Genomic DNA, 12319 nt, shown 5'->3' with positions numbered 1-12319 from the left:
CTACTAATTATAAAAAACTGCCGATATTTGGAAATTTGTAGTAATTAATTTTATAGTTAGTAAAATAACAATTGGTCTAGGAGTGATTTACATGATATTAATTGGCTTGGGAGTTCTAGGGTTTGTGTTGCTATTTGTTGCTGATTACTGTGGATTGAGAGATAAGTGTGTTTATAAAAATCTTTCTGCGTTTTCAGGAACTTTTTTAATTATAATACTTAGTGTAGTGATTTTGACTCAGGGTTATAATTACGAGTTACCATTATCAATCAGAATGATTTCTTTTGCCTTCACATTGTTATTTTTACTTATGATGATCTACAGCATTGTCATTGAGGTAAGTAAAAACAATTCTGAAAAGAAACTTATTACAACTGGTACTTATGCTTTATCAAGACATCCAGGTGTATTATGGTTTTTACTGTATTATGTGTTTGGTTCATTTGTATTTGCAGATTATATGATACTTATTGCTGGTATTGTATGGACAATTGTAAATATTGTTTACGTAGTATTCCAAGAACGTTTTATCTTTAAAGCGTTGTTTGATAACTATGAAGAGTACAAGCAATCAACACCAATGATCATACCAACAAGAAGTAGTGTACAGAAATGTCTTAAAACGATCAATGGAGGAGAACATGAGAAACTTACGAGAAATGCTTAGAGAAGAAGACTATGACGGAATATGGAAATCATATTTAGGATTCTTAGATTTGAGTCTTGATGAATTTATGGAAATTCAAGAAAGACTACTTTTAGAACAAATAGATTTACTGAGTAAGTCTACATTAGGTAAAACAATAATGGGGAAAAAGACCCCAAAAACAATTGCCGAGTTCAGAAAGAGAGTTCCATTAACAACGTATGATGATTACGCAGATACATTGTTAAATAAAAGAGAAGAAGATTTACCTTCTAAACCAAAACATTGGGTTCAGACCACTTGGAAAGGTGGAAAGCAACCCATTAAACTTGCACCATATAGTGAGGTTATGATTGAAGAACACACTAAAATGTTCTTAAGTGCTTTAATCTTATCGACGAGTAAAAAAAGAGGACATTTCAATTTAAGAAACTTTGATAGATTCTTATATGGTATGGCTCCAATCCCTTATTTAACTGGATATGCACCATATATTTTAAAAGCGGAAATTGATTTTGAATATCTACCGTCTACTGATGAAGCTGAAAAGTTATCATTCAGAGATAGAAATAAAGTAGGATTTACACAGGCTATGAAACACGGGGCTGATTTATTCTTTGGATTATCAAGTGTACTTGTAAAAATAGGTGAAGCCTATTCTAGTAGTTCAAATAGTAAATCAAAACTACCAATGCCTGGAAACTTCAAACAAGCATTAAAAATGGTGAAAGCATGGTATAAAAAGAAAATTAAAAAACAACAGTTACTACCAAAAGATTTATTTGAATTTAAAGGAATCGTTTGTGGTGGAACTGATAGTGATACATATAAAGCAAAAATTGAACATTATTACGGGATAACTCCTCTTGAAATATTTGGAGGTACTGAAAGTGCAGCTGTCGCTACTGAAACATGGAGTAGAAACGGATTAACTTTCTTCCCAGATGTTAACTTCTTAGAGTTTATTCCTAAAAGTGAATTAAACAAAGAAGAAAAAGAGAAAAATTATATACCTTCTACAGTGCTATTCAATGAACTTCAAGAAGGAGAAACATATGAACTAGTAATCACAAAGTTACGTGGTGGTGCATTTGTAAGATATCGTATTGGAGATATCATGAAATGTGTGTCATTAACAAACAAAGAAGATAAAATTAATTTACCTCAAGTTAAATACTTAGATAGAGTACATAACATAATAGATTTATCAGGATTTACTAGAATTACGAAACAACTTATTGGAGATGCACTAAAAATTGAAGATATAAGTAGTTCTACTTGGACGGCTTGTAAAGAGATTGGAGACAGTACTCCTTACTTAAATATCTATATTGAAAATAAAGAAAACTTGAAACATGATGAATTATACTCTAGAATCAATAACAAGATGAAAGAATTAGATCAGGATTACAGAAGTGTTGATGAATTGTTAGGACATGACCCTTTAAAAGTCACTGTGTTAGAAGATGGAACATTTGAACAGTTCAAAGAAGCAATGGGACATCAAATACCTTCTATCAATCCAACAAACGAAGAGATTCAAGCGTTATTAAATCTTAGTTCAATATAATCTACTTAAAGAGAGGTGACTATTATGACATTAAATATCTTACTTTTAATACCATTAATAAGTGTGATTTTATATGTGTTTATATTAGTTATTATCATTACATCAAATCAAACAAGATTATCAAAAGCCTTCAACTATTATATAGTCGCTATGATTGTATGGAGTTTAGGGTCTTTTCTTATGAAAACGGGGATTTCACCTGGACCATTATTCTATAACAAATTTATACTACAGCCCGCATTTATATTTGTCCCAGTATTCTTACTACAATTTAGTTATGTTTTAATTAACAAAACAGGTAAGAAACCAATACTAGCTTGGTCATATGTAGCTGGAGTCTTCTTAATCGTATTATCATTTACTGGTAACGTAGTAGAAGATGCGTGGGTTACAGATGGAGTATTTGATTATACATTGGTAAAAGCAGGAGCTTATTTAGTTGCGGCAGTTTCATTACTTGTTAGTTCGGTAGCGTTCTTTACAATGATTAAAGCTGTCAGGAAAGAACAAGTAAACTCAAAGAAAGTTCAATTAGTAATCTTTGGAGTTGGAATTGTTGTAATTGGTGGAGCACTGAATATATCAGAAACATTAGGTAAGTACGCTATTGATATTATATTCAATGGGTTTAGTGCAATCTTAATCACATATTCAATATATAGAAATAAGTTTCTAGAGTTAAATCTAGTTGTAAAACGAGGATTATATTTCAGTTTATATAATGTATTATTGTATATTGTATATGCTTCTGTAATAATAGCTGCTTATGACTTCATGCATGATACATTAGAACAAACTCAGTTTACATCGATTTTAATTATGTCTCCGTTATTCTTATTACTAGAACCAATTAGAAGACTACTAGAAAAAATATCTCAAAATATATTCTACAGAGCATCAACAGATAGACAAATTATTTTAAATGAATTTAGTTCAATCATTTCTTCATCATTCAGTTTAGAAAAAATATCAGAATCATTAATGTTTGCGATTAAGCAAGGTATGGAGTGTAAAGATGTTTCAATCTTACTTAAAAACTCAAACAAATACATTTTACATGATTCAACAATTACGGATATAAACTACAAAGCATCATCTATCCTTTTTGGACATCCAGTATTAACCTGGTTTAACGATGGTAAAGAGATATTACTAAAAACAGAAGTAGATAATCATATTCTATTCAAAAAACTATGGGACAGCGAAAAAAGAGTGATTCAGAGCATGAATACAGAACTTATCGCTCCGATTAAGTATCTAGATGATCAAATCATTGGAATGGTTATTATAAGTGAAAGAATTGATGAAACACCATATACAGAACAAGAGGTCCAATTCTTAAAAACAATCCTAAATAATGGATCAGCAATTATTGAGAATGCGAAACAACTGGATAACTTAAAAAAACAATCAGTAACCGATGAATTAACTAAGTTATCAAATCATAGACATTTCTATGAAAAAGTAACATCGTTTCTAAAAAAAGACTCACTTGAAACTGCAGGAATCGCTATTGTCGATATCGATCAGTTTAAAATATACAATGACTTGTACGGACATAGTGCTGGAGATAACGCATTAAAAAGAATCGCTTCAATTATCGAAGAACATACTCCAAAAGAGGCATTCATATCTAGATATGGTGGAGAAGAGTTTGGAATATATTATCCTAATTATGATCGTGCCAAAATGCTTACATCAATTGAAGATATTAGAAAAGCAGTTGAGAACAAATTCTTGTTATCAACTGAAATCAAAGAATTCTTAACTGTAAGTGTAGGAGCAGCTCTTTACAAAGAGCACGGAAGTACATTAGAAGAAGTAGTTAAAAAAGCATTTGATGCGGTTCAACATTGTAAGCAATCAGGAAGAAATAAATCTCTTGTATACAGTGATAATGAACAAAAATTAGATGAAGTTCAAAAGAATGTACAAGATAAAATAAAAGAAGCATATTTGTCTTCAACGTATGCACTTGCAGCAACAATAGATGCGAAAGACCACTATACATTCGGTCATTCAAATAATGTTGCTGAACTTGCCGTTGCACTGGCTAGACAAATCGAAGTAACAGATAATGAAATAGATACAATAAGAAACGCAGGGTTATTACATGATATTGGTAAAGTTGGGATCCCAGAATCTGTATTACTAAAAAGAGGATACTTAACAGATCAAGAAATGGAAATAATGCGCTCACATGTTGTACAGAGTATAAATATCATAAAACACATACCAAACTTAGTAGATACTATCCCTATAATAATAAGTCATCATGAACGATATGATGGTGGTGGATACCCTCGTGGTATCAGTGGAGATAATATTCCATTACTAGGTAGAGTTATTTGTATCGCCGATTCATTTGATGCGATGACAACTGATAGACCATATAGAAAAGGATTATCTCTTGATCAAGCTTTGTATGAACTACAGAAAAACGCAGGATCTCAATTTGATCCAGAGTTAGTAGAAAAGTTTTTAAGTATGGTAAACGACGGCAAATTAGAATCATTAACACTTGAAAATAGACTATCATTTTAGATAGTCTTTTTTGATGTGACAACTTATCATAAATTGTAACTTGATATTATAAATAACAGTGTTATAATTTGTAACGTGAGAAGGTGATGGTATGTCAAAAGATGATTCGAAAAGGTATTTGATACTAAAAGATAAACGTATTTATAGAGGGTTATTTATCCTAGCTTTACCAATAATGTTGAACAACTTTATTAAAACAATTCATGATGTTGTTGATATTATTTTCGTTTCAAAAGTTGTAGAAGATAGTGCTTCAGGTGTAAGCGCAATATCAACTACATTTCCTGTCATATTCTTCTTTATCTCTCTTGGGATTGGGTTAAGTATTGCAGGGACCGCATTGATCTCACAATTGGTTGGTTCTAAACAAATAGAACAAGCTAAAATATATGCGACTAACTTAGTAATTTTATCAATCATCATTGGAGTAACTCTGACATTACTTGGATTCTTTGGAGCACCACATATTATGAAACTTATGGGGGCAGAAGGATACTTGCTTGAAAAAAGCGTAATCTATCTAAGAATCAGATCATTAGAACTTACATTCTTATTTATATTCTTTGCATATCAATCAATCAGACAATCAACAGGAGATACAGTTTCACCTGTAAAATATGGTGTAATCACTATCTTATTAAATATAATACTTTCACCAATCTTAATTATGGTTTTAGATATGGGTGTAGAAGGAGCTGCTATTGCAACAGTTATAGCACAAGTAGCAATTGCTCCATTTATAGTACATAAACTTTTTAAATCAGATTCAGATTTAACAATATCATTAAAAAGATTTAAGATAAAAAAATCAGTATCAAAACAATTAATCGAAACTGGTGTACCAGCAGCGTTCGGGCAAGCCATTACAGCAATAGGGTTTGCGTTCTTAACCTCAATTCTTATCCATAAATTCAGTTATTCATACATCGATGTCAATACGGGCTTAGAAATGGTTAATAATGATGTGGTAGGTGCATTCAGTGTAGGAAATAGAATGAGTAGTTTGGCACTTCACCCAGTTATGGCAATTGGTGGAGTATTAGCTGCATATATCGGACAAAATATTGGGAACTTAAATATTGAACGAGCGAAAGATTCATTTAAGAAAGCATTGATTTTGTCACTTGTTATAATGGCAGTACTAAGTCTTGCGTTAATGCCTCTTAGAGGAGCACTTGCATCTATCTTCTATACAAGAGGGACTGAAGTGTTTGATCTTACAACGAAATACATGTTCTTCTTATTGATTGGATTACCATTAATGGCAATCTTCCAAGCGTTCCTAGGCGCATTCAATGGGACCGGAAAAACAACATACACATTCATAGTTAGTATCACAAGACTATGGGGTCTTAGAATCCCTGTGATATTACTACTAATATATGTTTTAGACTTTGGACCAAAAGGGGTTTGGACAGGAATGCTTATCAGTAATTTTGGAATTGCATTCATTGGATATTTCTTCTATAGAAAACTAGACTTTAAACCAAAAGTACATCTTGATATTTAATCAAGTTGTACTTTTTTATTTAGTGCAAAAAATATCTAATATATTGGTTGTAAAGCGTTTTCAAAAAATATATAATAAGTATGGATAAAACCCACTACAAAAGTGGTAAGAAATCAAATTTTTGTATTATGGAGGAATTATGGAAAAAGTATTTATAGTAGCAGCAAAAAGAACCGCAGTAGGAAGTTTCTTAGGGAGCTTAAGTTCATTACATCCAAGTGAGTACGGAGCAGAAGTAATTAAGAATATGTTAGAGGAAACAAAATTAGATCCTTGCGTAATCGATGAAGTAATCGTTGGTAACATTTTACCAGCAGGATTGGGACAAGGTGTCGCAAGACAGATTTCAATCAAAGCAGGAATTCCACAAGAAGTTCCAGCATATGGATTAAACATGGTTTGTGGTAGTGGTATGAAGACAATTATGAATGCATTTACTTCTATCAAAGCAGGACTACATAATGTCGTAGTTGTTGGTGGAGCAGAGAGCATGAGTAAAGCACCGTATCTAGTACCTGACAGTGCACGTAACGGTATCAAAATGGGTGGATTTAAGGCAATCGATCATATGATTTATGATGCATTAACAGATGCGTTTGATGGAACACATATGGGTATTACAGCTGAAAATATTGTAGACCAATATGGATTAACAAGAGAAGAACAAGATGAGTTCGCATTTAACTCACAACAAAAAGCAATCAACTCTGTAGACAACGATGTCTTCAAAGATGAGATAGTACCAATACATGTAAAATTAAGAAGAAATGAATTTACGTTTGATAAAGATGAATATCCAAACAGAAAATCAACGTTAGAAAAATTATCTTCATTACGTCCAGCATTTAAAAAAGACGGTTCAGTTACTGCTGGGAATAGTAGTGGTATTAACGATGGAGCTAGTTTCATGATTGTAGTTAGTGAAAAAGCATTAAAAGAATACAATTTAACACCGATGGTAGAAATTATTGGAATCGGACAAGGTGGAGTAAATCCAAAAACAATGGGTCTAGGTCCAGTACCTGCAATTAAGAATGTATTAAATCAAGCAAATATCGAGTTAAAAGATATTGAATTATTCGAATTAAATGAAGCATTCGCTGCCCAAAGCTTAGGTGTAGTAAAACAATTATCAACGGATCATTCAGTTACTGAAGATTGGATAATGGAACGTACAAATGTAAATGGTGGAGCTATTGCTATTGGACATCCTGTTGGAGCAAGTGGAAATAGAATCACAACGACATTGATACACCAAATGAAGAAACAAAACGCTGAGTATGGACTAGCTAGTTTATGCATTGGTGGAGGTATGGGTACAGCAATCATCGTTAAGAATGTGGAGGCAAAATAATGAGATTACAAGGAAAAATCGCAGTTGTTACGGGTGGTAGCAACGGTATCGGAAAAGAAATATGTGTTAGGTTCAGCAATGAAGGAGCAATCGTAATTGCTGCAGATATGGCACCTTTATCATATGAACAAAAGAATGTATCTTATAAAGAATTAAATGTTGCAAGCTCTGAAGCATGTAAGACTTTCTATGATGAAATCATAAAAGAACATGGACAAATAGATATTCTAGTTAATAACGCTGGAATCACAAGAGATTCAATGACAAGAAAAATGACTGATGAACAATGGGATTTGGTTATGGATGTTAATTTAAAAGGTGTGTTCAATTTAGTAAGACATATCGGTCCCCAAATGGAAACAATTGGTGGAGGAAGTATTATTAATATTAGTAGTGTTGTTGGAGAATTTGGTAATATTGGACAAGCAAACTACAGTGCTACAAAAGCTGGTTTAATCGGTTTAACAAAAACGTGGGCAAAAGAATTCGCTAGAAAAGGAATTCCTGTACGTGTAAACGCAATTGCTCCAGGTTATGTTATGACTGATATATTAAAAACAGTACCTCAGGATTTATTAGATAAGTTCAGTCAAATGACTATGCTTAAACGTTTAGGAGAACCAGTTGAAATCGCAAACTCTGCTTTATTCTTAGCAAGTGATGAAGCAAGTTATGTTACAGGACACACTTTGAGTGTGAATGGTGGAATGAGATTATAAAGCAGTAATTTTACTGCTTTTTCTTTTTGTTGTATAATAGAGTTGAGGTGATACTATGATATCTAAAGAATTTGTATATAAAAAAGTCCTTCCTCTTGTTGAAGACAAAGGAAGAACAATAGATGTGCTACTAATAAGAAGTTTGTTTGAAAACGTGGATGATGAACTAGTTAAAGAATTATTAAAATACCAAAATAAAGATTTTGGTTTTGGTCACGGATTAGAACCAGATGCTCAAATGCCAAATAGTAGTATCTTAGCAACCAATATGGCAATAGATGTATTAACACAGATAAAAGACAAATCTAAAACTCTAGAAATAACCAAACAAATTGTTCCGTATTTAGAATCGCAATATGATTCAAATAAAGATGGATTTAAATTAGTAACAAAAGAAGTGGATTCATTTCCACACGCTATATGGTGGAACTATGATAAATACGATACTAATTTTACATATGGAAATCCAGATGCTCAAGTAATTGGATATTTGTTTAAACATAGAAAGTATCTAAGTACACTTGATATCAATAAGCAAATCAACAATGTTCTAAAGCATATATTAAGTGATCAGTTTTTAAATGCTGATTTTCATAATGCATTTAGTGCACTGATATTTCATTCTTATGTAGATGATGATGTTAAAAATTTAATTCATGATCGTTTACACGAAGTTATTGATCGTCTTATTAATGAGGACAAAGATAAATGGTCTGAGTATGGTTTAGAACCATACAAGGTGTATTTACTTGATCAGCATTATACGAATAATCATCGGAAACTACTGGTTAAGAATTTAGAACTTGTTAAAGAGTCTGTTGATACATTAGATGTATTCCCTAATTGGAAATGGTTTCAATTTGATGATGTGTTTGAAACTAAGGTTAAGTATGAATGGATGGGATATATTTACTATCAAAAAATTAAGGCATTAAGATTACATAGAAATAATTAAGAGACGATTTTGTCTCTTTTTTTTGAGTAAAGTATAGATGTTGTTGGTACTATCTTTTTGAGGTGATATAAATGAAAAGAATAGTACTGGCAATCGCAATGATTGCACTTGTGTTTGTGTTAAGAGATGTACAGGGAACATTACTTAGTAGTAAGCTTCCTGGTGGGAAGAACTATTTGGATGAAAATAATTTTGAGTTTAGAGATAACTCTATTAGAAGTATTGATCCTATTAGAGTCAAGAGGTTAACTGAATATACAATAACCGTACCACCTACCGAAGTTCTAGAAAATGTAATGATATATGTCTCTGGGGATATTGATTATATTGATGGAATACCAGAAGAGAATAACTGTATTCAAACAGATGTTATATCTTGTACATTTACAGTAGCAAATGATGATTACATTATAATTGAAATCTATAGTGAAACAGCAGGGTTATATTATAGCTATTATCAGTTTGACGTGTTCATGTTAGAAGAAGGGAATATGTCAACAGAGTATGAAGCGTACATTGCACCACTTAATGATACGAGTAGTCCTGATTTTCTTAATACAGGAGCATACATTACTGATTATAAAGACACGACAAGTATAGAAGATATCATAATGAATCATGTGACAGCATTAGATGATGTTGATGGTGATATCAGTCATTTGATAGTTATTACAGGAGATAGCTACACATCAAACTTAGGTGTTGTAGGAGAATACAATGTTTCGCTTGAAGTGAGTGATTCTAGTAGTAATAAAGCATCATTTGAATTGTTAATTATTGTGAAGGATGAAGTACCTCCAGTTATTGAAGGACCATCTGTATTTGATGTAGATGTGAATACTATTCCTAATATTGATGATATTTTAAGTGCACTCAATATATATGATGAATACGATGGAGACATAGGATACACGATTACACACGATGAGTATTCAGTTAAAACATCAATCGGGTCATCTTTAGTTTCTGTAGAAGTAATAGATTCATCGGGAAACATTACTACGAAGGATTTGATGATTTACATAAATGATTTTGATGCACCAGTTATGACTTCAGACCAAGTGTATAATTATCCAGTTGAAGAAGTAGTAACCATTGTAGATGTTATAGATTCAATAAATTTCTCTGATAACTACGAATCTGATATAGAAATTCTTATAATCACAGATTTGTATTCGGGTAATGAACATCAAGTAGGGACTTATTTTGTTGATATAGAGTTAAGAGATTATACTGGAAATACATCAAGTTATACTCTAACAATAAATATTACTGATACAATTCCACCTACTTTAAGTGGACCAACGAGTTTACAGTATGGATATTTGAGTGATGTATCTATTCAAGATATCAAAGAGATGCTCATTGTGAGTGATAATATAGATGTTTTAGGGATTAATGACATATACATAATTAGTGATGAATTATCAAATAGTGATCTAAAAACCGGGGTGTTTGAAGTTGTATTTGGAGTAGTGGACGGATCTGGATTAGAAACAACGTATATAGTGACAGTAACGTTGATAGATGATCAGTTACCTGTGATCTTCGTAGATGACTACATCGTAAAGTTGAATCCATCTGTGACGTTTGGTCATGAAGATGCCTTGAAACTATTAAGAAACTCAAATCAACTTGAAGATAGAGAGTATGAAATAAAAACATTAATCAATGAGTATGATGGTAATGAGAAAACACCTGGTATGTATGTTTATCAAGTTGAATTCACTGATGATGAAGGAAACAAAATCATTAAAGATTTTGTTATTGAAGTACTAGAACAAGAAGAAAATTATACATCTTTGATTATTTCTGGATTGGTTATTTCCTTAACAATAATTGGGATTGTCGTAAAGAAATTAAAATAAAAACGTATACATTATCCTTTCAATTGAAAAGTAGCTAAATATATTATATATTTGTGTTGAAAGTGGTGATGAGATGATACTAGAATATTTAGTTAGTTTTATACCGATACTTGTACCCTTTGTTTTACTTGTTGTATTTAGAATGAGTGCCAAAAGTGGTATGTCTATTAGTATGTTATTGATAATGATGGGTGGATATTTCTTGTGGGGAATTACAATTGATGTACTTACAGGAGCTGTGTTCATCGGTTTGCATAAAACCATAACTATATTGTTGATTCTATTTGGTGCATTAACATTGGTAAATACACTAAAAAATACAATGGCAATAAAAAGAATCAATGAAGGATTTATGAGTATCACTAAAGATAAACGATTACTGAGTGTAATTATTGTATTCCTGTTTGGTGGTTTGATAGAAGGTGCAAGTGGTTTTGGAACACCAGCGACTATAACTGGGCCATTGTTAGTATCTATTGGGTTTAATCCTTTTATTGCAGCAGTATTGGCATTAATTGGAGATAGTACATCTGTTTCCTTTGGAGCAGTTGGAACACCTTTGGTTGTTGGATTACAAGGCACAGGAGCATCGTATAGTGGTGTTGCCAATGCAATTACATTAATAGATTTATTCAGTGGTGTATTTGTACCATTGATGATCAGTGTTATGTATATCATTGTATCAAAACAAAAAGACAAATTTAGATCTATAAAAGAAATAGTTCCATGGACTTTATATGTAGGTGTACTTTATACAGTACTTGCGTTTATTAGTTCGAGAATTGTAGGATTTGAGTTCGTTAGTATTGTGACTCCGATAGTTACAATAATGATAGTGTCGTACACTACAATGAAAGGATTCTTAGTTCCTCATTATGAACCTATTCAAATCGAGAAGAATGAAACATCTTTGATTAAAGCATGGAGTCCATATATTGTAGTTGTCTTATTATTAATCATATCTAGAATTATTGGTCCAATTGAAGAACTTTTAAAAGGATTAGACTTTCTAAGTTTGACCAATGTACTAGGTACAGGTCTATCAAGTTCATTCAGTATTTTTTACTCTCCAGGATTTATTCTGTTGATAGCAGCGGTATTTGCATCATACTATCAAACTGGTAAAATGGGTGCTGTAATACAAGCAATGAAA

General features: G+C 31.9%; 9 protein-coding genes. All 9 read left to right on the top strand.

The features are described from left to right. Nucleotides 1-91 precede the first annotated feature (91 nt). Complete coding sequence (locus AC2LE6_RS04335; RefSeq protein WP_484478028.1) at nt 92-667, top strand: methyltransferase family protein; 576 nt, start codon at nt 92-94, stop codon at nt 665-667. Further along, nucleotides 642-2216 carry a GH3 family acyl-acid amido synthetase gene (locus tag AC2LE6_RS04330; protein WP_484478027.1) on the top strand — a complete coding sequence of 525 codons (1575 nt, stop codon included), beginning with the start codon at nt 642-644 and terminating at the stop codon, nt 2214-2216. Before AC2LE6_RS04335 ends, AC2LE6_RS04330 begins: the two co-directional genes overlap by 26 nt. 24 nt (nt 2217-2240) lie before the next feature. Beyond that, entirely contained in the window at nt 2241-4760 is a 2520-nt protein-coding gene (locus AC2LE6_RS04325; RefSeq protein ID WP_484478026.1) for an HD domain-containing phosphohydrolase, read from the top strand. Between the two features lie 91 nt (nt 4761-4851). After that, nucleotides 4852-6270, top strand: a complete 1419-nt coding sequence (locus AC2LE6_RS04320; RefSeq protein WP_484478025.1) for an MATE family efflux transporter — start codon at nt 4852-4854, stop codon at nt 6268-6270. A 139-nt stretch (nt 6271-6409) separates the two neighbouring features. Further along, nucleotides 6410-7624 (top strand): acetyl-CoA C-acetyltransferase, encoded by a 1215-nt coding sequence (locus AC2LE6_RS04315; protein WP_484478024.1) that lies wholly within the window; start codon nt 6410-6412, stop codon nt 7622-7624. Further along, nucleotides 7624-8343, top strand: a complete 720-nt coding sequence (gene fabG, locus AC2LE6_RS04310; RefSeq protein WP_484478023.1) for a 3-oxoacyl-ACP reductase FabG — start codon at nt 7624-7626, stop codon at nt 8341-8343. The genes AC2LE6_RS04315 and fabG overlap by 1 nt, the downstream gene beginning before the upstream one ends. Nucleotides 8344-8398: 55 nt before the next feature. Then, nucleotides 8399-9298, top strand: coding sequence for a hypothetical protein (locus AC2LE6_RS04305; protein ID WP_484478022.1), 900 nt, complete (start codon nt 8399-8401; stop codon nt 9296-9298). Between the two features lie 71 nt (nt 9299-9369). Further along, the gene (locus AC2LE6_RS04300) at nt 9370-11166 is read left to right on the top strand and encodes a hypothetical protein (RefSeq protein WP_484478021.1); all 1797 of its coding nucleotides are present in this window, start codon (nt 9370-9372) and stop codon (nt 11164-11166) included. Nucleotides 11167-11239: 73 nt separating this feature from the next. Beyond that, a partial coding sequence (locus tag AC2LE6_RS04295) for an L-lactate permease (protein ID WP_484478020.1) occupies nt 11240-12319 on the top strand: 1080 nt, incomplete at its 3' end.

This window comes from Candidatus Izemoplasma sp., from assembly GCF_982632705.1.
This window is presented reverse-complemented; position numbering and strand designations above follow the sequence as displayed.